The 25574-nt window shown below is 61.9% G+C and carries 21 protein-coding genes; 7 read left to right on the forward strand and 14 right to left on the reverse strand.

Features of this window, described 5'->3' with window-relative positions:
* Positions 1–113: 113 nt before the first annotated feature.
* The 12 genes from IQ26_RS04435 to IQ26_RS04490 form a co-directional block, all read right to left on the reverse strand.
* The gene (locus tag IQ26_RS04435) at positions 114–926 is read right to left on the reverse strand and encodes a D-glutamate cyclase family protein (protein ID WP_240546993.1); all 813 of its coding nucleotides are present in this window, start codon (positions 924–926) and stop codon (positions 114–116) included.
* A 216-nt stretch (positions 927–1142) separates the two neighbouring features.
* Entirely contained in the window at positions 1143–1952 is an 810-nt protein-coding gene (gene sctT, locus IQ26_RS04440) for a type III secretion system export apparatus subunit SctT (RefSeq protein ID WP_240546994.1), read from the reverse strand.
* A gap of 2 nt (positions 1953–1954) precedes the next feature.
* On the reverse strand, positions 1955–2224 hold the full coding sequence (locus IQ26_RS04445) for an EscS/YscS/HrcS family type III secretion system export apparatus protein (protein WP_145714102.1): 270 nt from the start codon (positions 2222–2224) through the stop codon (positions 1955–1957).
* 32 nt (positions 2225–2256) lie between these two features.
* Positions 2257–2910 carry a type III secretion system export apparatus subunit SctR gene (gene sctR, locus IQ26_RS04450; RefSeq protein ID WP_145714106.1) on the reverse strand — a complete coding sequence of 218 codons (654 nt, stop codon included), beginning with the start codon at positions 2908–2910 and terminating at the stop codon, positions 2257–2259.
* A complete protein-coding gene (sctQ, locus tag IQ26_RS04455) occupies positions 2903–3928 on the reverse strand; it encodes a type III secretion system cytoplasmic ring protein SctQ (RefSeq protein ID WP_162457860.1) in 1026 nt (341 codons plus the stop codon). The genes sctR and sctQ overlap by 8 nt, the downstream gene beginning before the upstream one ends.
* 64 nt (positions 3929–3992) lie before the next feature.
* The gene (gene sctO / locus IQ26_RS04460) at positions 3993–4484 is read right to left on the reverse strand and encodes a type III secretion system stalk subunit SctO (RefSeq protein ID WP_162457861.1); all 492 of its coding nucleotides are present in this window, start codon (positions 4482–4484) and stop codon (positions 3993–3995) included.
* A complete protein-coding gene (locus IQ26_RS04465; protein ID WP_145714115.1) occupies positions 4471–5832 on the reverse strand; it encodes a FliI/YscN family ATPase in 1362 nt (453 codons plus the stop codon). Before IQ26_RS04465 ends, sctO begins: the two co-directional genes overlap by 14 nt.
* A complete protein-coding gene (sctL, locus tag IQ26_RS04470; RefSeq protein ID WP_145714118.1) occupies positions 5829–6443 on the reverse strand; it encodes a type III secretion system stator protein SctL in 615 nt (204 codons plus the stop codon). The genes IQ26_RS04465 and sctL overlap by 4 nt, the downstream gene beginning before the upstream one ends.
* The gene (locus IQ26_RS04475) at positions 6443–7069 is read right to left on the reverse strand and encodes a SctK family type III secretion system sorting platform protein (protein WP_145714121.1); all 627 of its coding nucleotides are present in this window, start codon (positions 7067–7069) and stop codon (positions 6443–6445) included. The genes sctL and IQ26_RS04475 overlap by 1 nt, the downstream gene beginning before the upstream one ends.
* On the reverse strand, positions 7066–7833 hold the full coding sequence (sctJ, locus tag IQ26_RS04480; protein WP_276316402.1) for a type III secretion system inner membrane ring lipoprotein SctJ: 768 nt from the start codon (positions 7831–7833) through the stop codon (positions 7066–7068). The genes IQ26_RS04475 and sctJ overlap by 4 nt, the downstream gene beginning before the upstream one ends.
* Positions 7834–7909: 76 nt before the next feature.
* Positions 7910–8569, reverse strand: coding sequence for a hypothetical protein (locus IQ26_RS04485; protein WP_145714127.1), 660 nt, complete (start codon positions 8567–8569; stop codon positions 7910–7912).
* Between the two features lie 16 nt (positions 8570–8585).
* Positions 8586–9404 carry a hypothetical protein gene (locus IQ26_RS04490; RefSeq protein WP_240546995.1) on the reverse strand — a complete coding sequence of 273 codons (819 nt, stop codon included), beginning with the start codon at positions 9402–9404 and terminating at the stop codon, positions 8586–8588.
* A gap of 123 nt (positions 9405–9527) precedes the next feature.
* Between IQ26_RS04490 and IQ26_RS04495 the strand changes: the two genes are divergently transcribed.
* Together IQ26_RS04495 and IQ26_RS04500 are read left to right on the forward strand one after the other, a co-directional pair.
* Complete coding sequence (locus tag IQ26_RS04495) at positions 9528–10163, forward strand: L,D-transpeptidase (protein WP_208760103.1); 636 nt, start codon at positions 9528–9530, stop codon at positions 10161–10163.
* Between the two features lie 51 nt (positions 10164–10214).
* A complete protein-coding gene (locus IQ26_RS04500; protein ID WP_145714500.1) occupies positions 10215–11186 on the forward strand; it encodes a LysR family transcriptional regulator in 972 nt (323 codons plus the stop codon).
* Here IQ26_RS04500 and IQ26_RS04505 read toward each other — a convergent pair.
* Positions 11171–20155: a DUF4781 domain-containing protein gene (locus IQ26_RS04505; RefSeq protein WP_145714130.1), complete on the reverse strand. Its 8985-nt coding sequence runs from the start codon at positions 20153–20155 to the stop codon at positions 11171–11173. The two genes, IQ26_RS04500 and IQ26_RS04505, sit on opposite strands and share 16 nt — an antisense overlap.
* Positions 20156–20241: 86 nt before the next feature.
* Entirely contained in the window at positions 20242–21084 is an 843-nt protein-coding gene (locus IQ26_RS04510) for a MurR/RpiR family transcriptional regulator (RefSeq protein ID WP_240546998.1), read from the reverse strand.
* A gap of 228 nt (positions 21085–21312) precedes the next feature.
* On the opposite strand from IQ26_RS04510, the gene IQ26_RS39080 reads away from it, so the two are divergent.
* From IQ26_RS39080 to sctV, 5 genes are all read left to right on the forward strand, one after another.
* Complete coding sequence (locus tag IQ26_RS39080) at positions 21313–21489, forward strand: hypothetical protein (RefSeq protein ID WP_156090921.1); 177 nt, start codon at positions 21313–21315, stop codon at positions 21487–21489.
* Positions 21490–21605: 116 nt separating this feature from the next.
* Complete coding sequence (locus tag IQ26_RS04515; protein WP_162457862.1) at positions 21606–22604, forward strand: SctD/MshK family protein; 999 nt, start codon at positions 21606–21608, stop codon at positions 22602–22604.
* Entirely contained in the window at positions 22601–23041 is a 441-nt protein-coding gene (locus IQ26_RS04520; RefSeq protein WP_240546999.1) for a hypothetical protein, read from the forward strand. Before IQ26_RS04515 ends, IQ26_RS04520 begins: the two co-directional genes overlap by 4 nt.
* 65 nt (positions 23042–23106) lie before the next feature.
* Positions 23107–23370, forward strand: a complete 264-nt coding sequence (locus IQ26_RS04525; protein WP_240547000.1) for a hypothetical protein — start codon at positions 23107–23109, stop codon at positions 23368–23370.
* 2 nt (positions 23371–23372) lie between these two features.
* Entirely contained in the window at positions 23373–25526 is a 2154-nt protein-coding gene (gene sctV / locus IQ26_RS04530; RefSeq protein WP_167522662.1) for a type III secretion system export apparatus subunit SctV, read from the forward strand.
* The last annotated feature ends 48 nt before the right edge of the window (positions 25527–25574 follow it).

The following is a 25574-nucleotide window of genomic DNA, read 5'->3' on the forward strand; positions in this document are numbered from 1 at the left end:
CGTGAGCGCGGAGATGTTTCGTTCTTGTCTCAAACTAGCTGCAAACGGAAATCACAGGCCCGGCAACAGTGCGAAATGCGACCTCGACCTGGGAGCATCGAAGCGGCACTGGCCTAATAAATTTTGAATGCGCCAACATTCTCCCGCGCCGTGACATCCGTGATCAGCATGTGCCCCGGGGTCTGTACGATCGCGACTTCGAGCCTGGCGCCGGCCACTACGCTTTGAGCGGTGGCGCCACTGGCCCAGAACACGGGGACTTCGCCTTCCCGGACTTCGACAGGCTCGCCCCAATCCGGGTCCCCGATATCTTCGATGCCGATGACCCTGGGATCACCGACATGAATTGGCGCTCCGTGTGCGTGCGGAAAACGTGCGGTAACCGCACGCACGGTATCGACCTGACTCAAGCGAACCGGGCGCATCGAAACCACCATATCGCCACCAAACACCCCGACCCGCGTCGTCCTGATCGAACTGCGGAACATCGGTGCTACCCTGTGCACGACAAAATTCCTGGGCGCCACGCCCCGCTCGATCAGGGCGTGTTCGAATGTCGATGACGAACCGAGCGCGAAGGCGGAAAAATCTTCCCGCCAGATGTCCACGATATCCGCCTGCTGGCGAATCAGCTCGCCGAACCGGTAGACCTCGTACTGAGGAATGTCGGTTCGGACATCGACGTCGCCGAGCGTCGGCATGAACGGGCTGCCGGCGCGACCCACGGCCACCAGCGGGCACGCCTTCGGGTTACTGACGCAGAACCGGTGGAAGTCGGAAGCGAAGCTGCGCGGCACGACGACCAGGCTTGCCTGCAATCTGCCGGCAGCCAGACCTCCGGTATGGCCTTCATAGGCTCCCAGCCTGATGATCCGGCGCAACCGGGCAACGTCGACAAGGCGCAGGTCCTCGTAGATCGGCGGCAACAGGCGAGCGATCGATTCCACAAGCGTCTCCCTGTCATGGACGCATTCTTGTCCTGTCATGGACGCATTGGTGATGCAGGATCGGCGGCGACCAGCGGACTGTCAAATCGTCAGAATTTTCTCTGGTCGATAAATCCAGTTTATTACCGCATATCGCTAATATAAGTCCGACGCTGCCAGCTTTGGCACAAACAACGCCGGCCGAATGGACCAAGATCACAGGCAGTCGCGGCATCCAATGGCCTCGATCTGCTGCGTGACATCATTGAGGAAACCGAGATCGCGGCTCATATAGGCGATCAGGAAGGCAGCGTAGAGCACCAGGACGAGGCTGAAGACCAGCGTCTTCACAATAAGCGACAGCGCGAAGATGTTGAGATGTGGTGAGGCGCGCGCGAGAAAGGCCAGGACCAGATCGGAAAGCAGCATGCAGATGATGAGCGGAAACACCAACGTGAGCGCCATTGTCAGCACCTGATTGAGCAAGCCGAGGAAAACCGTTGCGGCCTCGTGGCTGAAAACCGGCAACAGGCGGTCGATGGGCCACAGGCTGTAGCTGTCATAGAAACTGTTCAAGGTCAGTTCCAGCCCACCGGCGGCGAGATAGAGCGCCACCATGATGATCGCAAGAAAGGTACCTGTGGTGCTGGTTTCGTGGGTCATCATCGGATCGATCAGCGAGCCCATTGTGGAGCCGCGCTGCAGGTCGAGTATCTCGCCGGCGGCTTCGGCGGCCCAGAAGGGAATTCCCATCGCGATGCCGAGCGTAGCGCCGACGATGACTTCCTTCAGCATGAAGGCGAGGACCACCGTCAAGGTCAGGTCCGAGCGTGCGAGCACGTCGGCGATCATTGGGATCAACGGAAGCGCCAGCGCCAGCGCCACGCCATTGCGCAGCACGCCGGTCAGCCGCACACGCGAGAACAGCGGCATCAACAGCATCAGACCGGCCATCCGGGCCAGCGCGAAAGCCGCAGCAAGAATGTAGACTTGGAATTCCTGCAATACCGCGACGATCGGATCCATCTTCAGCGTGTAATGACCGGGAATTCGTCCAGCGCCGTGGAGGCCTGCTCGGCGATCTGCTGGCCGAGCAGCGGTCCGAATAGCAGAATGACGACCATGATCACCACCAGCTTGATCGTTTGGGGCAACGACTGATCCTGGATCTGGGTAAGCGCCTGGGCGAGGCCGACCACAAGGCCAATCACCAGCGCCGCGACGATTGCCGGCGCCGAGGCGAACAGGATGGTCAGCAAGGTACCTTGGACCTTGGCCAGCAGGATGTCATCGGCCATGGCGCGTGACTCCCGGGAATAAACCGGCCGCGTCACCCATAGCTCAGTATTAGCCCGTGCATGAGCCGGGACCAGCCATCGATCGCGACGAAGAGGAACAGCTTCAAAGGAACGGAAATGAGCACCGGCGATACCATGATCATTCCCAGCGTCATGAGGATATTCGCGACAACCATGTCGACGATGAGGAACGGCAGGTAGAGCAGAAAGCCGATCTCAAAGGCGCGGGTAAGTTCAGACGCAACGAAGGCGGGCACGAGAATGGAAAGATCGTCATCGCGAAGGTTTTCGCGCGCATGTTCTGGCCACAGCCGGTTGGTGCCTGCGAGGAAGAACTGCCGCTCCTCCGGCTGAGTGAAGCGTATCAGGTGCTGTTTCAGGGGCTCTCGCATCAATTGTGCCGCATTTGCGATATCATCGGCCGTCTGGAGTTGGATCTGTCCCTCTTCAAAGCGTCGCGACATCTCGCTGATCAGCGGCATCGTCACGTAGACGGTGAGAACAAGCGCAATGCCGTAGAGCACCATGTTCGGCGGCATTTGCTGAACGCCAAGGGCGTTGCGGATGAGGAACAGCACGACGGAGATCTTGAGGAAACCCGTCATCGTGACCACGACGAGCGGCAGCAGACCGACAAGGCCCACCGCGACCAGAATGCCAAGCAGGTTGGGCGAGCTTTCAAGCATTGCCGAACATGCCGAAGAGACGCACGCCGAGACTTTCGCCGATCCGCACGATTTCTCCGCGTCCAACACGCTTGCCGTTGGCAATGACGTCCACCGTCTCGCTCTCCAGGCCTGGGAGCGGCACGATGGTGCCGGCCCCCAGCTGCCTGACCTCACCGATCGGCAGCACGGTACGGCCGAGTTCGAAAACCAGCGACACCGGCAGGTCGTCCAACGCGGCATCATCGAGTGTCTGCACGGCATCCGGGGCCGTCTTCTGGTTCATGATCCACTCCCATCTTGATCCGTTGAATTGACAGGGCGAAGCCATCAAGCGGGGGCCGGCATCGATCAGTTCGACAGGTGCGACAAGGCGCTCTGCGATCACCAGCAGCGCCGTCGCCCCGATGCCATCCAGCAGCACGACGTCGCCCGGCCGAAGGCTCTGCAATTCCCCGACGCTGACCTCGACCGCACCACGCCAAAGACCAACCTGTACCGGAACGTCGTCCGGCAACGGCGCGCCCTCGCCCGAAGCTGCATTGAGAAGCCCGGCAAGAGCAGCGGCATGGCCGGCATCGTCGAAGCGGAGAGCGCACGAAAACGCGCCTTCGCCGCTGTTGACGATGAATGCAAAAGGCGGCGATGCCGTCATGCTTTTGCCATTCACCGCATCCAGCGTGATCGCCTCGCCGAGCTTTGCCTCCAGCCAGGACAACTCGCTGGCAAGGAAGGATTCCACAAGCAGCGCCGCGTGCTCTAACGCGATGCGCTCGAGGTCTACGGCAGGGTCGGCCTGTACCAGCCATTTATCGAGCAGCGCCCGCGGCATCTCCAACGACGCCTTGGAACCTGCGATCTCGAATCCAATCGAGCTTCTTGGTTCCTGTCCGGCAACCCGTGGCCAGACAGCCTTGATCGTCACGGATTCGGCACCTACGACCACCTCGACCGGCGGACGGCGGCGATAGAAGGCATTCAACGCATCGAGATAGATCGCCGCGACCTGTGTCAGCTCAAGCGGCTCTGCGCGAGCCATCCGCGTTGCCGATACCTTGGAAGTCGCTCTCTTTTTTGGCGGCATGGACTGAAGCATCAGCGACTCACGACCGGTCGCCCGAGGCCGGCATCCCGCCACGGTCGTCTTCGTCGCCCAGCTCGGTGATTGCCGTCTGCCGGCCCGCTGCCCGACGAGTTAATTGCTCCAGCAGCCTGTCCAGTTTGGTGACCGCCTTGAAATGCGAATTGTGACGGCGCCGCGCTTCCGCAAGGTCCGCGTTGCACTTTTCCTCCGCCGCGCCTGCTTCCCTGCGGCTGTCCTCGAGCTGCATTGCTTGTGCGGCCGCCTTTTCGAATTTTCCCTGCAGCCGGTGGAGGCTCGGCATGGTCACCGGTTGGCCGATCATTGCGTCGAATGCGGCCTGCTCATCGGCAACGGCCCGCCGGCGATGCGCCGCAATCGCGTCAGTCGTTTGCTGCACGTCGTTTGCCGCCCGTCTGGCTTCAGCCTGACTTCGAATGACCATGTTCTGCGAACGTTGCTCGCGCCGCCGGCGCAGATCCCGCAGCCGGGAGATCATCTCATGCTCTTTCATCGACGATCTCCCGCATCCACTGCTGCGTCTTTTCCATCGACTCATGGGTGGCCGACGATTGCCGCAGGAAGGCATTGATCCTGCCGATTTTGGCCACCGCCTCGTCAGCGACCGGATCGCTGCCTTTTTCGTATTCGCCGATCCGCAGCAACAGTTCGATGTCGGCGTGGCGAGCGATCAACTCGCGAAGGCGTCCGGCCTGCGCTCGCTGCCGGGGCGACACCACAGTATCCATGAGGCGGCTGCGGCTGCGCGGTATGTCAATCGCCGGGAAGTGATTGCGTTGAGCAAGTTCGTTGGACAGGAACACATGGCCGTCGAGGAGCGCCTGGATCTCCTCCGCAACAGGGTCCATGGCGCCGTCGCCCTCCATGAGCACGCTGTAGAGACCGGTGATGGAACCGACCTTGCCGGGGCCGGAACGTTCGAGCAGCCGTGGCAGTGCCGCAAACAGCGAGGGCGGAAAACCGCGGCGTGTCGGCGGCTCGCCCGAAGCCAGGCCTATCTCGCGCTGCGCGCGCGCAAACCGGGTGATGTTGTCCATGGCCAAAAGGACGTGCTTGCCCTGATCCCGGAAGTATTCGGCGATCGTGGTAGCGACGTACGCTGCTTTCACGCGCTCGATTGCCGGCCGATCCGAGGTCGCCACGACAACAACGGCGCGCGACAGGCCCTCAGGCCCAAGATGGCGTTCAACGAATTCGCGCACCTCGCGGCCGCGTTCGCCAACCAGCGCGACCACGGCGACGTCGGCATTCGTACCGCTCACGATATCGGAAAGCAGGATCGACTTGCCTACCCCGGGTTCGCCGAAAATGCCGACGCGCTGCCCACGCGCACAGGTCAGCAAACCATCGAGCGCACGGATGCCGAGTTGGATCGGCTCGGTGATCATCGCGCGCTCAAGTGGTGATGGCGGGTAAGCATCGACCGGATAGTGGGAAACAATGCCGTCAGGCGACAGGGCGCGGCCATCGAGCGGCTCTCCAAGCGCGCTGATGACCCGACCGAGCAAACCCGGCCCCACCGGGACTTGCAGATTTTTTCCGGTCGCAATCACTTCAGTCAGACTGGACAGGCCGGCAAGGTCCCCGAGCGGAACCAGGACGGCGGATTCGTCGAGCAGGCCGACGACCTCGGCCTTCGTCCTCAATCCTGTCCTCGGATCGACGAGTTCGCAGATTTCGCCGAGCCGAACCTCTTCGACTGTCGCGTGGATGACGACACCTGTTACGCGCCGCACACGCCCTTTTCGAGGTCTGCTGGTGTCCTCGCGCAGTCCCTCGCGCAGATTGGGAACAATCCTGGCAAGCTTGCTGTCGATGCTGCCGGCGAAAGTGCCCGTCATGCCCGCTCCTTTCCCGCCACTGCTGACGTGATGGCGGCGAGTTGGGCATCGATGCTGGCATCGACGACAGCTACATCGGTGGTGACGAGGCAGGTGCCTTCGGCAAGTTTGCTGTCGGCATTAATTTCGATTGTAAAGCCCACATCGCTGTCGCGCAGGACGGCGTCCAGTTCGTCCCTCACGACGGCCACCGCGTTGGGATGCACGGATATTTTCAAATACTTCGCCCGACGGACCTCCGCGACGGCTTGACGAGCCGCTTTGGCGACGAGAGCAGTGACGTCGAATTCGCCGAGCATGCGCTGCACCACATCGAGAGCCAGGTCGATCACTTCCTGCTCCAGCGTCCCGAGGTAGCGGTCCACCTTGACGGTGGTCTCACTGACCAAGCGCGCGGCTTCTGCGCTGCCTGCGGCTTTGCCGTCTTCGTAGCCCTGCGCATACTCGCTGGCGTAGACCTTGCGCGCGGCGTCCCGCAACTCATCCGCCTCGCGCCGCGCGGCTTCGAGAAAGGCATGGCCGTCACACCACGCTGCGGCCTCAGCCGCGCGCAGGATGACGCCGCGCGGTCGCACGGGCAAATCCTGGTTCGCTGCCGCTTCGCTTGCCATCACGCCGCACCTGCCGCTCGCCGAACGATCGCCGCTCCGGTATGGGCGAAGGGCGCGTCTGGAAGCCTGTCAACCAGATCGTCGGGTGGCAGCTTTAGAAGCACGCGGCGTCCCATCGACGCCGGCGCGGCATGGCACCACGCACCGATGCATCGCCATCCGTCCGCAAAAATACGATCGCGAATGCCGTCCAACGGATCGAGCTGCCGTGCTGGTCCCGCCAGATCGCGGTGTTTCATCGCGAAAGTACAAAGCGCTTCGCCAAGCTGTTCGTGCAACGCCGCCGTTATGTGCCCAAGGATGCTGCCGGCGAAGCTGCCCGACCAATAAATAGCGCCGGCGCGAAGCGCGGTCTGTTCGAGTTGCTCGGCAGACGACAGCGCTATCGTCGCGTCAAGGTCCTCGACCTCCGGCATGGAAGCGTCGAGCCGGTAATGATTTAGCAGCAGCTCCGAAAGTCTGGAGCGTAGCCTGTGCGTGCGCAGCATGCGCTCGCAGGCATCCTCACCGATTGCACCCTTAAAGCATTCGGCCAACCGTCGCGGCTCGGCATAGTCGGCCGGCCATTCCAGAAATGATCGCCACTCGACACTGTCGCGCGGCGCAGGCGAGATCGATCCGCTCATGTTTTCTTCACGGACAGCGGTGTTTCGAGTGCATAAACGCCGCGCGGCCGGTTCCAATGGAGGTAGACGAGCCTGCCGGCAAGCGCGATCACTGCGGCACACAACCCGTAGAACAGCCACATCGCCGCGACGAGGCTGTCCGGATGCAGCCAAAGCCCGAGAAATGTCGCAAAACCAGCGTCGGCGGATACCGGGCTGAGTGCCGCCACCTCGACCGGAACCAGCACCACCGAAACATTGTCGTAGGTCAGCCCGGAAATGCCGTTGGCCACAAGCATCTTCACTTGCGGTATCAGGTCGTTCATCGGTGTCGATACGCGATGGCGAATGAAAACTGAGGCCGAGGACGGCACCAGTCGCTGCCTTAGCGGATCGTTCTCCGGCAGCACCAGATGAACGCGAGCGGAAAGCACGCCATCGATGTCAGAGATCGTACGCGACAATTCCTGGCTGAGACCATAAATCATCGCCGCCCGCTCCTCGACCGGCGATGATACGAGGCCGTCTCTCTTGAACACCTCGCCAAGCGTGGCGAACTCCTGTTTAGGAAGCCCGCTCTCGTCGAGAATGGCCATCGCGTCGGCAAAGCGGCCCTTCTGTACCGAGACCGTCATCGTGCCGCTTTTGTCCGACTGGCGTTGCGCCGGGATGCCGTGCCGCATCAGCGTTGCAACGATCTCGTTCGCCTGCCGCTGGTCGAGGCCGGTGTAGAGTTCGACCGAGCAGGCCTGCAGAAGCAGCATGCCCAGCACCACGAATGCCACGCGGCACAATGCGCTGCAACGCTGCGAGGCCGGCAGCCATTTCGCAAGGAGGCTTGGGTTCTGCAAAATCCCCCCGCTATTGCTGTTTGATGAGGGTGTTGAGGGACGCAGTCGCGGCAGTCACGCTGTTGCTGGCCAGCGACGCACCAAACACCGCCCATGAAACCGAGATATAGTTCTGCAGCATTTTTTCGACGATTTGATCGCCATTGGCTGCTGCGCCATCGTTGGGCCTGTGAGGAGCTTCCGTGCGGGCAGTTCCTTCTTCGGGGTCGGCCGCCGGTGCCGCTTCGGAGGCTGGAGATGCCGACCGGCCGGCGGCATCGAAAGCCTTTTGGAACTGCTCCATCGCCGCGCCGAGCGAATCGAACCCCTTCCTGGCCAGCGCCGAGGGATCGACATTTCCCGTCGCCAACCCCGAACTTTCCAGTTCGGTGAGATAACGGAAAAGTTGTTGTTCGACGAGCGGGCTCGCAGGCTCGGTTTTCAAGGACTGCGCGGTTTTGACCGAGGCACTGTTTGATTGCGATTGTGCGACTTGCGCACCGGCAGGCAACGCATCCGCGCTGCGATCCGGCGCCTTGAGCTTCGACGCCGCCTGTTTTTCCTGCATGGCGCCCACCATGCGATTGCCCGGTTGCGCCGCGACTGCGACAGCGGCCTGCTGTTGCGAGGCCACGCTGGTGGTCATGTTGGCGAGTACAACCTCAAGGGCGCCGACGGGTGCGATCTGCATGAGCTTGCCTTTCTCTTCAATTATCCGGCTTGGCCGGAAAGTTTTGTGCTTCCGCCTGCCTGCCGCGAAAGACGCGGACTGGAATGAGACCAGTGTTTTGAGCTGCGCGCGACGCGGAAACGCCGAGAGTCTTCCTGACCAGCGAAACGTAGGATGGCGGGCCCGACACGGAGATCACATCGTCCTTTTCGGAGACCTTGATCGGAAAGCGCGCTTCGCTGATGCCCAGTGCGTCCAACCGTTCGGTCGCTCCGGCCGCCGCATTGGCGTCCAGCTTGATTATCTCGGTCTGCATTTCGGCTTCCGCCACGACGTTGATCGCCGAACCGTCGAAGTGCCAGACCAACCCGTAGCGCTTGCAAACCGAGTCCAGGAACTGCCGTGCGGAGCCCACCGGCATGCCGGCGCTGAGACGCCCCTTGACCGAGCGACTGACATGCACCGGCGTGCCAATGTTACGCCCGAATTCCACCAGCGCGTCGGCGACCGCCTGGTTGATGGTAATGTATTTGTAGGTGCCGTCCGGCCAGTGCGGTTCGGCAGCGTCCGCACCAGCGGTGCCCGATATCTGGCCCGCCACGAGTACTGCCGCGGCCAGCCCCCGCATCCTTACGGCCCAGGGGCGATGATCTGGCCTGCAGGTCTCGCGTTCCGTCACCATCAGTGCCCTGACAAAGTGCAACATCGCTAAAGCTTGCGGGCGGCGTTGCCGGTTTGCCCGCTTATTCACTGTAGTGCGCCAATATTGAAAAAGGAAGTCCATTTGGAATGTCAGGAGACTATCGGTGCCAAATGTTGCGCTTGCATTCCAAACGGGTATGGTGTCCCGCGCCATGCCTCGAGAGCATGTCAGTTAGGCAAAGCAGGAGAAATCCACGTGTCGGGCGCCCTTCTTGTCAAACCGCTGACAACCGGATCCATTGCCGCGACACGCTCCACCGCCAACGGTTGCGCGTTGCTGGGCCGGACAGGTCTGTTTGCAGGTCTTGCCTTGCTTATCTGCGGGATTGCACCTGCAGGCGCGCAAGCACAAAGCGGATACGATCCCAGGACATGGAGCTACGACGAGACGCAAAACGTCCTGATTTCGCCGTCGTACTCCGAGCCGGACCCGGGCTACATTGACAACCCTGACCGGGCGCCGGTCCCGCGCGAGGTCGTCGCGTCCAGCGAAGCCGAGCCCGAGGGTTCGATCGTCATCAACACTTCCGAACGCCGCCTCTATTATCTCATGGGGAACGGGAAAGCGTTGAGATATGCGGTTGGCGTTGGCAAGGACGGATTGAGCTGGTCGGGTCGCGACAGGATATCGAGCAAACGTCAATGGCCAGATTGGAGGCCGCCGGCTGAAATGGTGGCAAGGGAAGCTGCCAAAGGGCGCGAACTGCCGCGTTATGTCGAGGGAGGCCCAAACAACCCGCTTGGCGCCCGCGCGCTCTATATCGGCAGCACCCTTTATCGTATCCATGGGACCAACCAACCGTGGACTGTGGGCCAAGCCAATTCTTCCGGTTGCATTCGCATGACCAATGAGGATGTGATCGACCTCTTCGAACGCGTCGATGTCGGAGCCCAGGTGATCGTCCGGCATTGATGATCCATTTCGCGCGCCTACCGCTGCAGGCCATCAGACGGATTGTTGCCGATGATCCCTTTCAACATCAAACAGCTAGAAACGTTTCTTTGGGTGGCGACGCTCGGCAGCTTTCGAAAAGCCGCTGAACGGCTGAACACGACTCAGCCCGCAATCTCCAGCCGCATCGCTGGCCTGGAGGAGGCACTCGGCGTCAAGCTGTTCGAGCGCCACAGCAGTTCCGTCCGGTTGACCGCGAAAGGGCACCAGTTGCTGCCGGCGGCAAAACGCGTTCTTCGCATGGCCGACAAGCTGCAGATGGCGGCGCATCCGGATGCCGGGACAGGCGGCGTGCTACGGCTTGGTGTTTCGGAGACAATCGTCCAGACTTGGCTCCCCGATTTCCTACGAGAGTTTCAGGTCGACTTTCCCTTGATCGAGACGGATCTTCTCGTCGACGCGACGACGAACTTGCGCAACGAACTCATCTCGCAGCGAATCGATCTCGCAGTGTTGATGGGCCCGGTTCTGGAATTTCGTATCGAAAACGTCGGAATGCCACCGGTTCCGCTGGTCTGGGTCTGCGCCCCGCAGCTCAAATTGGCGAACACGAGCAAACTGACCCTTTGCCAACTGACGCAGTTCCCGATCATCAGCTATGGCCGAACCACACGGCCTTACAGTGAAATCTACCGCAAGCTCAGCAGCGAATTCGACGAGCCTCCGCGGGTGTTCCCGGCAAACTCGCTTGCCGCCTCCATCAAGATGACACTGGACGGGATCGGGATCGCGTCGCTTCCGCGCGACTTGGTCGGCGACCATGTAGCCGAAGGCAAATTGCTTATTGTCGACTGCGACTGGCATCCCTCAGACCTGCTGTTCACCGCATCCTATGCCATGGAACCCACAAACCCGGTGGCTGAACATGCTGCCGAGCTCGCCTTGCGTACCGCAAAGGCTTACGCAGTCCGCAACGACAACGCCGTCGTAAAGTCGCCGGCCGACGGCTTCGCCAGATTGTTGCGGGACTACGCCGGCAGATAGATCCGGTCTCCCTCGAAGATCGCGTCGGGGCGAAGGATGTGGTCCATGTTCAACGCCACCGTCTTCGCCACGTCGGCGGATCTGCTCCTGGCGATCAGCCCAATGCTCTGGCCAAGCCGGGCATCGACCCAACGATAGCCTTGCGCCTCGAGCGCGGGATTCGTTCTGCCGCGTGCATTGCGCGAACCTTCCGGATGTGGCTCGACATACTCGGCCGCGACCCATCCGTCATGGAGCTTTTCGTCGGCGCCGTATCCCTCAATCGGAATCCAGGCACCGTCGTTTGCATTCGACGGTCCACCCGTCTGCTGAGCGAGCGTTCCGGGTTCGAGGACGCTTATCACATCCGCCTGTTGTCCAGGCCCTGCCCTGACGTTCAAGCCGTCATCTGCGAGCACGACGAGTTGCGGAAACGGCTCGGCGGGTTTCTCAGGTTTCGGCTCCGGCTTCCCAGGGATATCATCGACTGGCGGCGCGACATCGTCGGCGGGATCGATGTCTTCATCGGGATCGCTCGCCGGCGCGGCGTTGTTCCATGGCTCGGAGCGAAGCGCCGACCATGAGAACAGGAACATGCCGATGCCGAATGTGACGCCGAGCGTGACGCGATCCGCCATTGCCCAGCGGGCATCGGATTTCGCAGCGGCAGCGACTTGCTGATCGGTGATCGGCACCGGTTTGCGATTCCGGAAATCGGTTCTTAATGCCGAAACCCAGAATTCCGCACACCCGAAGGTAAACATGGCGCCGGCCGTGATATCGACCGGATCGCCGGTCTTGATCGACTGCCACATATAGACCGCCGATCCCGCAATATAGGCCGGTCCGGCGATGTGCTCGGCAGCGTTGCGGAGCACCGGACGTTGCGTGACGACCTGCAAGGAGGTCTTCGTGCCATAGATGAGATTGCCCACCGAATACGTGCCATTCACGCCGAGATTGGTGCCCTCCACCGAGGGCAGCAGCGCGCCCGGCGCTGCCGCGGAGAAAGTCAGTCCTCCAATGGTGTTGAGCGTGCGCCCGAAACGCGTGTTCATTCCGGTCGCATTCGGGAAGAACGATTGCAATGTGAACACCGTACCGCGCACGGAGAAAGCGACGCCGCCGATGGTCAAGGCCCAACCACGCGGCAGCGTGGTCCACATTGCGGTTGACACGCCCGCCATAACGCCGAACGTAAGCAGCACCTGCTTGAGCTCCTGCTTGCGCGCGGTCTTTATCAATTGCTTGAGTTCGGCCGCCTGCTCGGCCGTCAGCTGTTTTTTGTGCGTTGCCCGGAACGTGGTCAGTTGAAGGAGCGACAGGGCGCCCAACTGTTCGCTGCTCATTGCCAGCAACTGGTCGGGCGTAAATTTGCGTAACTGGCCAGGGCTCATCGACCGAAGCTGGTCGGGCGTCAGCGCCGCGATCTGCCTGGATGTCAGCCGTCCAACCTGCTGAACCGTCAGCGCACCGAGCTGGCTGCCGGTCAGCGCCGCGATCTGCTGCGGTGTCAGGCTCGCGATTGTATCGGGCGACAATGCCGCGATTGTCTCCGGCTTGAAAGCGGCGAGTTGGTCAGCGCCGACCTTGCCCAGCCGACCAGGCTTGATGGCGCCAAGTTGCTCCTTCGTAAGCGAATTGAACTGTTCCGCGGTGAGTATGGACAACTGTTCCGTGCTCAAGCTGCCGATCAGCTCCGGCTTGAACAAAGCGAATTGTTCCCCGGACAACGCCGCCAGTTGTTTGGTTGAGAGCGCCGCGAACTGTTCGAGCGAAAACGCCTCCAGATGCTCCTTCTTCAGCGAACCGATCTGTTCAGGCTTGAGCCCCGCGATTTGTGCCGGTCTCAGTGCCTTGAACTGTTGCGTAGTGAACGCGTTAAACTGTTCGGACGACAGCCCGGCGAGTTGCGCCGCGGTCAGCTTCTTGGTCTGGGCGACCGTCAACGCGGCGAGCTGTTCGGGTGAAAGCGCTGCTACCTGCTTAGGGCTGAATTGCGTAATGCGCCCCGCCGGAATGGCATTCAGCAATTCCGGTTTGATCGCCTGCATCTGTTCGGGGGTCAATGCCCGCAATTGCTTCGGCTTCATCGCCGCCAGTTGCTGCGCCGAAAGCCAGCCGATCTGCTCGGACGTCAAGCCTCCGACCTGCTCAACACTGAGCCGGCCGAAGAGCACCGGCGCCATTCCTTGCAGTTGAGCCTCCGCCAGCGTCGCCATGTCTTCGCCGGTCATCTGCTTCAGAGCCTTGGCGTCTGGCGCCGGCCTTGGGCCTGCTGCGGGCCCATGTTGGCTCGCGGATTTCGGCAAACTGCCTGGCACGTGCTCTTCCGAAGCGCCCCGTATCCACGGCAAAACAAAGGCCTCGCCGGTATCGGAATCGCGCACCAGTTGGTGCGACTTGTGCATCAGCGTCGGTTCGTCGCCGCGCGCAGGCGGTCCCTCTGCCGGCGGCACATAGACGCTGTCTGCATTGCGCGGTACCGGCCCAAGCCGGGTCGCCGTTATCCACTGGCCGTTCTCGTCCCTGATGCGGATCGGTCCGCTTCCACGGCGGCCCACTTGCAGGGAAAGGAAGGTTACCACGGCATCAGCCGCATCCGACCGCAGGAATTTGCCGTCGGCAATCACATCGCCGAAATCCTTTCGAAATTGCGCGATCGCCCTCGCCTGGTCAGGCCGCGCCTGCTTTTCCAGGTCGCCCAGGAATTTGTCGAGTGATGCCTTGCCGCCCTTGGGCACAACCGTCGCCGCCCCGGCGGGCGTATCGCCAAGGGCATGCGCAAGCCAGGCGGGAACGGTAATGTCCACCGGCTTGCCGTCCACGCCGTCGAACGTCAGGACGGCATTCTTGCCCTTGGCTATGGAGGACGGCGCCTTTGCCGCGCTGGACTTGAACTGCACCCTCACCTCGGCGCTGTAGGCAAAGGGGCCGGATGGCAAGGGAGGCGTGGAAAGCGATGCCGTATAGCGCGTGGCCGGCGTGCCGTAGGAACCGTAGAGGCCCTGGTAGATGTTGCCGTCCGTTGGCATGGATCTGGATTGGGGCGGCCGGTTGGGCTGCATCCCCTCCGGAAGCCAGGACTGAACCTTGCCCTTTACCTGGTAGCTGGCCGACGTGACCATCTTGTCGGGATTGAAGCCGAGCACACCCGGCAGCCTGTTGTTGTCGTTGAAGATCACGTCGATCAGCATCGCATCGGGATTGCCCATGCGAACCGTCTCGCCCGTCAAAAGATTGATATCCTTTGACGGCGTCTTGCCGGGCACAGCCGAAAGGCGAAACCCGCTTGTTATCGGATTCTCGACAAACGAAACAGTTTTCGCGGGATCGATCTCGCCAGCGGCGACAAGAGCTCGTATCGCGTCGACATCGCCCGTTTTCAACGCCGCGACAAGATCGGCCGCCTTGGCCGGATCCTTGACCGTGAACCGCACATGCAGAGTGGTCGAACCCAAAGCGGCTTCGATCTGATCGAACGCCTGCTTTGACACGACATCGCCGGCCCTGAGCGTGTCTTTCACCGGCGATTCCGGGCGCTTCTCAAAACCTGCCCGTGGCAGTTGATCGACCGTATCGACATGATTGGCAAGCACGGGCAGGCGCAGCCCCGCCTTGAATTCGGTCATTACCCGGTCGAAGGGCAGCGTGCCTTGCAGGCGCACATGACCGCCGTTGCTCTCGGCGGGGACGCCGAAGAAATCATGCTCGCCGGGAGCAAGCGACACCCCTTCGCCTTTCAGCGAAGGGGTATAGCCCAGCTCGATCACGGTGGCGGCGCCATCCTCGTCTGGCGTCTTTCCGGCCACGCGGACATCGCGCACTCGCGCGTCGTAACCAGCCTTGTCGGTGAACAGCGCTTCCTGGGCTACCTTCGCCAAATCCTTGGCGCGGACCGGGAATGCCGTTTGATTTGAGACTGGCCAGACACCGGCCTGGAGGCCGGTGATGTTGAGGTATTCCCTCGCCCGGAACGACACAACGCCCTGCGTGCTGAGCGCGTCTTTCAGCGGCGCCACGCTTTTCTGGCTAAAGCTGTCGAGGATCGACCATCCGATGATGCCAAAATCAGTTTTTGTGCCGATGCCAAACCCGACCGCCGAGATGGTCGGCGAACCGATGCCGACGAACTGGCCGGTATTCAGCCGTACCCGGAAGGTGACGCCGACCCGGAAGTCGGGCAATGCATCCTTCAGCGACTTCGCCGGCAGTTGCAAACCGTCCGGACCATAGCGCTCGGCCATTTCACGGGCGGAATAATACCCGGATTCGCGCTGATATCTGGCCAACAACTGTTCGGGCGTCAGGCCGTCGAGATAGGCCGAACGTGTCCTGGGATCCTTGCCGCTTGTGTAGGTATACTGTCCTGGATTGCGCTCCGGCGTGCCGGAGAACGTTTTTGTCGCCGGATCCCAGACCAGGCGGCCAAGGCCGCCATTGCCGCCCGAGGCGGTTGGGACAACGATCGGGTGGCTGGCTTGCGGGCCGACAGGCGCGTTGGGACTGTGGGGGCCAGCCACATTGACCACGATCGGCGCTGCCGGCGGATTTGCTCCCTTTGGACCCCCAGCCAAGGGTGGCGATGGCGGTTGGTTCGGCGCATGCGGGATTGCCGCATTCGGCGGCACGGCCGCATTGGGGCTGGCGGGGGATTGGCCGCCGGAACCCGGCCGCAGGTGGCGCAGGCCCCGGATGCCGAGGCCGGTGCCGGCGATGCCGGTTCCAAGACCGGTGATCGCGTTGGCCAGTTCGAGGCCCGTCATCTGGTCACCGTTGGCGGCCAGGTCGTACCCCGATGCGACCAGCAACGGCGCACCGACGATCATGGCCCCGACATCCATGCCCCAGGCCGCCCTGTTGAGGGCAGCGGTGGATTGCATGTAGGTCTGGGTTTGCTGCGCAAGGGGGGAACCCGCCTTCGTCGCGCCGATGCTGCCGCGGAAGGCCTGCGTCCACGTCATTGAGGTCGTTCTCGCCATACCGAATGTACGGAAAGCGCTGGACGCCGTCGGCAGGACGGTCGTGACCACGCTCGCCACGTTCATCATGGACTCGGTGTCGTCCCATTCGCCGCCATGGTTCATGTGGTTGACTTGCCGTATCACCGCCCGGGTTCCCAGGTAGGCGGCGCCGCCGTAGGCCAGGGGCGCCGCCACCGGTGCAAGAGGCGTGAACGAAGCGAGGGTCGCCAGTCCGGTGCCGATGCCGATCACCGGGTCCACGACCCGGTCCATGACCGACACGTTGCGCGCCTTGACGACCTCGAGCGCCACGTTGCCGTCATCGCCCGCCTTCATCTCCAGGCCCTTCGGCGCGACCAGCTTGCCGTGCTCGCTGAACTGGATGTTGTTGTCCTGGAAATCCCCGAGATTGTCGAACGCCCTGCCGGTGCGGTCGACATAGCGAACGCCGTCGCCATTCTTGACGGCGAACAGTGTCACCTCTTCCGTCGGCGCGCCATCGCTCACGTAGAACAGGCGAACCTTGCGCACCTGTGCATTGTCGCCGCCGATCTCGCGGATCTCCTCGGTGACATCGGCCAGGATGTCGCGGTCCTGTTGCGTCGAGGTGTCGAGATGGAGCGCGGTCGTGACGTCCCGGTCGAGCGCATCGGCGTCCAGCGGGCGGAACTGGTTGTCGAAGCCGTTGTCCAGCAGGCTCTGGAACTGGGGCTGAAACAGGCCGTCCAGCGTTTCCTGCTGGTGCCTGTCGAGATAGGCCTTGTCCGAATAATTGTTGCGATCGTAGAGCAGGCCCGGCTCGCGGGTGCGCACATCGTGCCAGCTGACGAATCCGTCGACCTGCCGACGCAGATCCTCGGTATTGTCGAACTGGTTCCGGGTGTCGACGAGCTTGATCCTGGCGACCGCCAGCCTGGGATCGACCCAACGGCCCTGGCTGGAATCGCCTGGATCGAGATCGATCCAGACCGCCTTGCCGGCTTGCGTCAGCGCATCGATGCCGTTTTTCTCGACCTGGGCGGCAACATCCGGCGCCACCTTGATCGTTTGTCCGCCAACGGTGATCTCGACCGGCTCGACGCCGTCGGGCAAAGTCCCTTTCGGAGGGGCGACACTTCCCGGCCCGAAATCGGCGAGTGCCTTGTCGTAGTCGGCTTGAAGCGTCTTGAGCTGCGCCGTCAGATCCTCCAGACCGTTGCCGAGTTGATCGGAAAAAACCGTGTTGAGGTCTTTGCCGGCCTGGGCCTCGGCCATCCTGGCGCCCTGAAGCCCATCCGAGCCGCAGCCCAGAAGTTCCTGCCATTGCCGGTTGAGCGGTCTGTCGCGGTATTCCTCAGTCGTGTTCTTGTCGCTGAGGTTGACGGTGAGTTTCTGTTCGGTGGTGCCTTCCTCGAAATGATTGATAACCGAAATCTGGCCGTCTTCGTGGTATTTTATCTCCTGCCGTACGAACTTGCCGAGATAGTCGCCGCCATAGGTGCTGTGTTTCTTGTCCGGCTCGAACAGATGCTGATTTTTCTTGTTGTATTCAACGAGAAGCTGGTTCTCGAGGCTTGTTGCCTGCGCATTTATACCGGCGGCATTCGCATGCGCGCTATAAAACGTCTGATAGGCTTCGGCGAGTTCAACCTGGCTACCAGCCGCCTCCTGCATGCCTTTGAGTTTCTTGAACTCTTCGGAATCCGGCGAAACCCCGAGAAACTCCGCCTGGCCGACCATATAGTCGACCGTGAATTTATCACCCTTGCTCATATGCAGGCCGATATCGGCGAAGAGTGATTTCACGCCGGCATGGTCGGCAAGCCCTTGGGCATATTCGGCATGGCGATCGACACGCGGACCGTCGGCTGGATAGGCGGCAGGCGCGTTGGGGTCGCTCAGAGGCTTCAGCTGCGCATTCTTGTCGATCGCATCCGCAAGGCCGCTTTCGGCGCTCTCATATTCGATCCGCGCGTTGGTCGCATTCTCCAGAAGCGTGTTCGCCTTGGTGAGCCGGGCATTGGCCTCGGCCAGAGTGCCTTTCGGTTTTTCCGGGACCCAGATCAGATTGTGCGGAGCAAGAGCCTTGTTGATGACGGTCCGGGCTCCCTCGACCGCGTCCTTATAGGCCGGGTCGAGCAGATAGACGTCGGTCTGCGCCTGCTTCTGAGTGGCCCGCGCCTGCGCCTCGGTGACCCGTGACAACGCCGTGTTTTCAGCGATGATCGCCTTGCCGACCTCCGGGTCAACCCAGCGATAGACGCCATCGACCTTTATCGGAATCCACTTGCCGCCCGATGGCGCGTTGCCCTGCGGCGGATTGCCAAACGGGTCGATGACCTTGTTGTTTTCATCGCGAGTCGGCGATGCGACCACGCCCAGCCCGTATTTGTCGATGAGCTGCTGCTTGTCGACACCCTTTTGCTCGGCGGCGGCCAAAAGGCCCGGCAACGCCTCGCCAGCGAACACACCCTCCACGAATGTCTTGACGACCTGGCCTTCCTTGGCGCGCGCCGGATCGCTGCTGTTGGGGTTGACCGACATCAGCGTCTCGGCCAGCGCCGCGTTGCGACTGCCGGCCTCGAGCTTCAGGTCCGTACCCAGCTTGTCGTCGTGCAGAGTCATGTTGCCGTCGGGATGCGTCGTCAGCGTATAGCCATTAAACGTGACTTTGACGGTCTCGCGGGTGCCATCGTTGAGCTTTTCCGTCGTCGTGGTGGTTGTGCGGCCCTCCTTGTCGACGACGATCTTGACCTCGGTATTCGCCTTCGGATCGACGATAGTCGTCGTGCTCTCACCGGTCTTGATGTTCTTGACGCTATGGCGGGTACCGCCAAAGCCGTCCACGGAGTGACTGGTTTCCTTGCCGTCGACAACGGTCACGACGGTCCGCACGCCATGCTGATAGTCGTTGCGGTACGTGACCTTGTCGCCGGTGTGCGGATCGACGGTCTCAACGGTCTGGATGTCTCCGTTGTCGCTTTTCGGGTCAGTCGACTTGACCTGCAGGCCGCTCGCTTCCAACTCGGCGACCACCTGCTCCCGGGTCAGCCCTTGTTCCGTGGCGATCTGTTCGAGGCTCTTGCCCGCGGCAAGCCCATCCTTGATTGCCTTCGTGCTGTCTCCGCCGGGGTCCTGCTTGGCAGCCAGCGTCGTTTTGCGACCATCGGGAGAGGTCACCACGGTCACCGGCAGTGCAGGACCGCTCCCCGGCGCCGTCGTTTCTATGGTCGCGCCATTCGGCCGGGAAGTCCGTGTCGTGACCGTGCCACTGCCGAGATCGTCCTCGTATCGCGTGGTGATGGCGCCGGTGTCGGGATTGTAGCTGTTTGTTTGCTTGCGGCCGAGCCCGTCGCGAAGCGGCGTGGTCGTCTCCGCGCCGCCCGGGCCGGTCACCTGTGCATGATAGTTGCCATGCTGAAGATCGTAGTATTCGGTGACGGTTTTGCCGCTGCCGTCGGTTATCCGCGTGGTCCGCACATCGCCATTGTCGCTGGTCGGGTCGGTTGTCGATACCGTCATGCCGCCAGCTTTCAACGCGGCGAGCACGTCCTCTCGCGTCATCCCCCGGTCGGCAGCGATGTTGTCGATGCTTTTGCCATCGGTGATGTCCTTGACGATGCCGTTGGCCGTGGCTTGCGGGTTCTGACCCGTGCCGCCGTCCAACGTCACCAGCTGCGTACCGTTCGTGGCGCTAAAGGTGGCGGGCATCGTGAAAAGCGACGGCGTCGTGAAAAGCGCCGGCGTCGTCATACCATTGCCGGACGGACCGCCCGTGGTGCCGTTGAGACGGGCCCCGGCGGGCGCGGCGGTCGTCGCAATCGGCGGGCTCTGCAGAGAACTCAGCTCGGAATTGACTTGGGAAAGCCTTTGACGCGCCTGTGCCGCCCAGTCTCGCTCGCCCATCTTGTTGGCAAGCCTGATCTGCTCCTGCAGCTTGGCCGCCTCATTTTGAAGCCTCGATGTCCGATCGGCATTCGTTTTCGGCGCGATCTTCTGGGGCGGATTTGGTGGATTTGAAGGCTTCAGGGTAATCGGGCGGACCATCGAACAATCTCCGGAAACACATCAAATCCTGTTCCAGCAGTCAGGCTGCCGTCACGCCCCCGCGCCCCGACACATTGGTCGGACGGCTATCGAGGCGGCTTCCAAAAAACATCAAGCGCCTCGAGTTCGCGCTCGACGTCCTTCGCAGTCTGATCGGTGGTTGCGCCGGACCTGGCCGCGATCAGCGCGGCAAGTATTTCCGCCGCGGCCAGGGCCGGTGCCATGCTTGTGAAAAAGGATTGCGAACCGCAGGTCACCAGAACGCTTTCGTTGGCCATGCGGGCCAGCGGCGAAACGCTGCTGTCGGTAATGGCGACGACCGCCACGCCCTGCCTGGCGGCTTGCCGCGCCGTCTCGATGGTCATCCGGCAATAGGGCGCTACGCTCACGGCAAGCACCGCGTCGGCCGGACCGGCTCCACGCAGGAGATCGATGCCAAGCCCTCCGGCCGCATCGAGCAGTACCGCCCGCTTGCCGAGTTGCGACATCGTGTAGGAGAAATGATGCGCAACAGCATGCTCCGACCGGAAGCCCAGACTGAAAAGGCTGCGGCAGCCGGCAAGAACCTCGGCCGCGGCGATCAGCTGCATGGCGGTGCCGTATTCGCCAAGGCTTGCGATTTGTGCTGCGAGCGTATCGGCAACAACGCCGGCTGTGGCATGGCCGCCATCGCCCTCCCCTCTGCGATCCAGGCCGACTGATCCGCCAGAGGAAAAGCCCGGCGCACGCAGTGCCTTCGCATAAAGACTGCGCATGTCTTCGTAGCGGTCGAGGCCAAGCCACCGCGCCAATCTCATCATCGTCGTGTGCGAAACGCCGGCCTGATGCGCCTGTTCGCGCATCGACATCAGCGCGACATCCTGCGGATGATCCAGCACAAACCGGGCAGCTATCTGCAGCTGCGGCGGCATTGCCTCAAATCGTTCCACCAATTGTTCCGTCAAAGGACCTTTTTCCATAACCCTCACCCTATTCACCCCGCACCGAGATTACTCTTGGAACGCAACAAACGCAACATATGGAACTTCGAATCCAATTCCATTCCAAATGGACTTCCATTTCGGTTCGCGCTGGCATAGATTGTGATCGTGAAGCACCTTGAGTGCCTCCGGCATTTTTTGGGTCTTCGAAGTTCAACCAGATGAAGGACGAGCGAGATGGGAGACGTACCCGGTATCAACAACAGCACTCAGCTGACACCGGAGCAGCTGCTCGAGAAGCAAAAGGCTCACGATATCAGAATGCTTGGCCTGAAGTTTGAATCGGCAATGCAGGAATCCAAGCAGGCAGCGATGAACCGCATGGCGGAAGGAATCGCCCGAGCGAGTTCGTAATAGCATCATTCATGTGCGCCGCCTGAAGCTGGGCGGCGCACATGCTTTGTCCGGCATTGGCAAACTTTCGCACACCAGCGCCCCGTGTCAAACGGGTGGATGGGAGGGCAATCGGCATGACCGCAAAATCGACTCTCGGACAGTGGAACGCCGCATTGCCGCAGCTTTTTGCCGAACGCACCGACAGGCAGCCGGCAACGCAACCTGCCATCCTGGAGATCGTCGGCGGGCTGCACAGCGGTGCCAAGGTGGAATTGGATGGACTCCTTTACACGATCGGCTCCAGCGTCGGGTCCGGCATAGTTCTGAGAGATTCGGGAATCGCCGCCGAACATGCCCGCCTTCGCCGAAAGGCAGGTTTTGTCGAGGTCGAAGCTGTCGGAGGAGATGTCGTCCTGGCAAATGGCGATGTCGTGCCCATCGGACATGGGCGCCGCTGCAAATTGCCCTTCGAAGCATCGTTTGGGGAAGCCCGGCTGAAGCTCACCGGCCCCACCCAAACCGAAGTACCGTCACAGTTAGCTTGGCGGTCCTGGCTTGTCGCCGCGGGTTTGCTCGCGGTTGCATCCACCGCCGTCGTGGCGGCCAACAATCTGTCCGTGGCCGGCCCTGAAATGGCCCGTTCGGATGTTGGGTTGACGAAAGTGGCGCTCGCCGACGGCATCCAGCAATATGCGCTCACCGACGCCTCGCATGCCGATAGCGAGCCGCCGGCAACCGCCGACGACGCCAGCAGGCAACTCGAACTCCAATTGGAACAGGCAGGCATCGATGGGCTCGCCATCGAACAGGCCGCCGGCCGCCTGACGGTTTCAGGCACCATTCCCGCGCCGCAGCTCCAGGCCTGGACCGACGTCCAATCGTGGTTCGACCGAACTTATGGAGAGCATCTGCTGCTCGCCTCCGACGTCACCACCGGCAATGCCGACACGCGCGCCCCGCGTCTGACCATGCAAGCGATCTGGTACGGCGAGCGGCCCTATATCATCACGACAGATGGCGCGCGCTACCATGAAGGCGCCTTTACCGATGATGGCTGGGCCATCGAGAGCATCGGCGAAAAACAACTTCTGCTGACGAAAGGTGGCGCCAAGGTCGCGCTGAAATACCAGTGAACCGTCGCCTGGAAGGGCCTCGACTCGATTCGGCCAGGCTGGATACATCTGGACGCGGAGCGCAGCATGCCGAAGGTCTTCGCAGCCAGCCCATCAATCGGCGGCAGCTGAATGGCATCGGCAAAACCAACAGCCGGACCAATCAGGCGGGCGCAGCCAAACAGTCCGACCGACCGGAGGCAGCCGAATTTCAGGCGTCTCAGGATGCTGCGGGCACATCCCTGGAAGACGCCCTCGTCGATTTTGTCATGCCGCGTATTTCCGACCCGGTGATCCTTCGGCGGTCGGTCTCGATCCTCCAACATTGCATTACCCATCTGGTGCCCAATCTCGATGGAGGCGAACAGCTCAAGGATCTGGCGCGAACGCTGATGCGAGACGAGATCGGCCGCCATCGGGATCTGCTTGGCCAGTTGCAGGGAGGAAACGAGACCTGACCGACCCGCACGACACGGTCCAGCTCTTGCACGTCTTGGGCTATCTCTACGGGTGTCATGGGCAGGTGAAACGGGGGGCAGCCTATCTTCTCATCGCCGCCCAGCTCTCCCCCGGAAACCCCGGAGTCCTGCGCACGCTCGCTCACCTGCTGATACTCGACGGCGAGGCAGACAAGGCGCTCGCCACGATCGCTAGATTGGAGACTTTGGAAGGCATGGAACATCCCACGCTTGCTTTGCTGAAGAGCCGTGCGCTGCTGGCAGCGGGCCGCACGGCGGAAGCACGCGCCATGTTCCGGACATATCTTTCGCGGCGGGAGGGCGACTAGCCGTGTTGGATCGGATGACGCAATTGCTTGCCAGGCTGTCGCGGCGCGGCGATCTCGTCATCGCCATCCTGATACTCGTCGCGATTGTCATGATGATCATACCGCTGCCGACCTTCGTGGTCGACACGCTGATCACGGCCAACATCGCGCTCAGCGTGCTGATCCTCCTGGTTTCCTTCTATGTCGTGCAGCCACTGGAATTTTCCTCGCTGCCCTCCGTCATTCTGATAGCGACCCTGTTCCGGCTGGCGATCACCATCACGACGACCCGCCTGATCCTGCTTCAGGCGGATGCGGGCGACATCATCACGGCCTTCGGAACCTTCGTCGTCGGCGGCAGCATAGCGGTCGGCCTGGTGATATTCCTCATCATCACCGTGGCCCAGTTCATCGTCGTGGCAAAAGGCGCCGAGCGTGTCGCCGAGGTTGCGGCGCGGTTCATGCTCGACTCCATGCCCGGTAAGCAGATGAGCATCGACGCGGAACTGCGCAACGGAGACATCGACCAGGCCGAAGCCCGCCGGCTGCGCCAGAAGCTCGAGCGCGAGAGTCAGCTGTTCGGCGCCATGGACGGCGCCATGAAATTCGTCAAGGGCGACGTCATCGCCGGCATCGTCATCATCCTGGTCAATCTTATCGGCGGTTTTGCGGTCGGCACGCTCCAGCATGGCATGTCGCTCGGCGACGCTGCATCGACCTATTCACTGCTGACCGTTGGCGATGGCCTGGTCGCCCAGATCCCGGCACTGCTCGTGGCAGTGGCGGCCGGCACGATGGTCACGCGCGTCGCCGGAGCCGACAACCAGGGCGACCTCGGCCGCCAGATCACCGGCCAGTTGCTGCGCGATTCGCGCGCGCTCGCACTCGCCGCCGTGATCATGCTCGGGCTCGCCCTGGTGCCTGGCTTTCCGTCGATCGCCTTCCTGGCGCTCGCCGCGGCTTTCGGTGGTGGTGCATATCTCATCCGCCGGCAAAGCCCGAAACCCGATACCCTGGAAGCAGGCCTGCCGGTTGCGGCCCCGCAAGAGCACGTGCTTTCCGCTGCGAGTTCCGGCGGCGACATCGAGACGTTGCAGTCATCATTCCGGATCATTGCGCGCCTTGGTCATGGTCTCGGCAAGGCGATCACCGAATCCGACTTCAGCGCGCATGCAAATCGCGTTCGTCGCGATCTCTTTCGGGATCTCGGTGTCGATGTGCCGGCAATTGGCTTCCACATCGACGAAACGCTGGCGCCGCAGCGCCTCTGCATCGACCTGGAAGGCGCCCCCATCCTGGAAGCCGAGATTCCTGCCGGCCGCGTACTGGTCGAGGAGGACGACGCGCATCTTGACCTTATCGGCGTCGCCTACGAGGCAGGCCCGCCGGTGGCCGGTCGTCCCAGCACGATCTGGGTCGACGAGGCGAAGACAGCGATCTTGAAGGAAGGCGGTCTCAGCTTCCTGCTGCCCGCTGAAACGTCTGCCAAATGGGCCTCGTATGCACTTCGACTCTATGCCGGTCATTTCGTCGGCATACAGGAAACTCGTCGGCTGCTTTCCGATATGGAACAGGACTACGCGGACCTGGTGAGGGAAGCGCAAGACGCGGTACCGTTGCAGAAGATCGCCGAAGTCTTGCGGCGACTGGTCGCAGAAAATGTGCCGATCCGTAACTTGAGACTCATCCTGGAAGCGCTCATCGAATGGGGCCGGCGCGAGCAGGATGTCGTGCTGCTGACTGAACATGTGCGCTCGGCGCTAAGGCGGCAGATCAGTTTTCGTTCAGCCGATCGCAACAACATTATCGCGGCTTACGTGCTGCAGCGGTCGGCCGAGGACGTCGTGAGGGCGGCGGTGCAGTCATCGCCCACCGGCACTTTCCTCGATTTCTCCGGCGACGATACGCAAGCGCTGGTAACGCAGATCGAGCGTGCACTCGCGCAGACGTCGGCCGGGGTTCTGCCGGCGGTACTGACCGCCGCGGACGTGCGCCGCCACATGCGCAGCCTGCTCGTGCATCACGGCTTGGAGCTTCCGGTGCTTTCCTATCAGGAGCTGTCGTCCGAATTCAACGTACAGCCACTCGCCACCATAACCGGCGGGTCGCTTCAGAACGGCCGGCAAACCTCACACTCACTCCCAACAGGGAGCGCAGAGAGCGGGGCGATTCCATGACCGAGCCAGAGGGCGATGCATGCTCAAGAGAGGGACAGAATGAGAATC

It is taken from the genome of Mesorhizobium tianshanense, assembly GCF_007830515.1.
GTDB classification, from domain to species: Bacteria; Pseudomonadota; Alphaproteobacteria; order Rhizobiales; family Rhizobiaceae; genus Mesorhizobium; species Mesorhizobium tianshanense.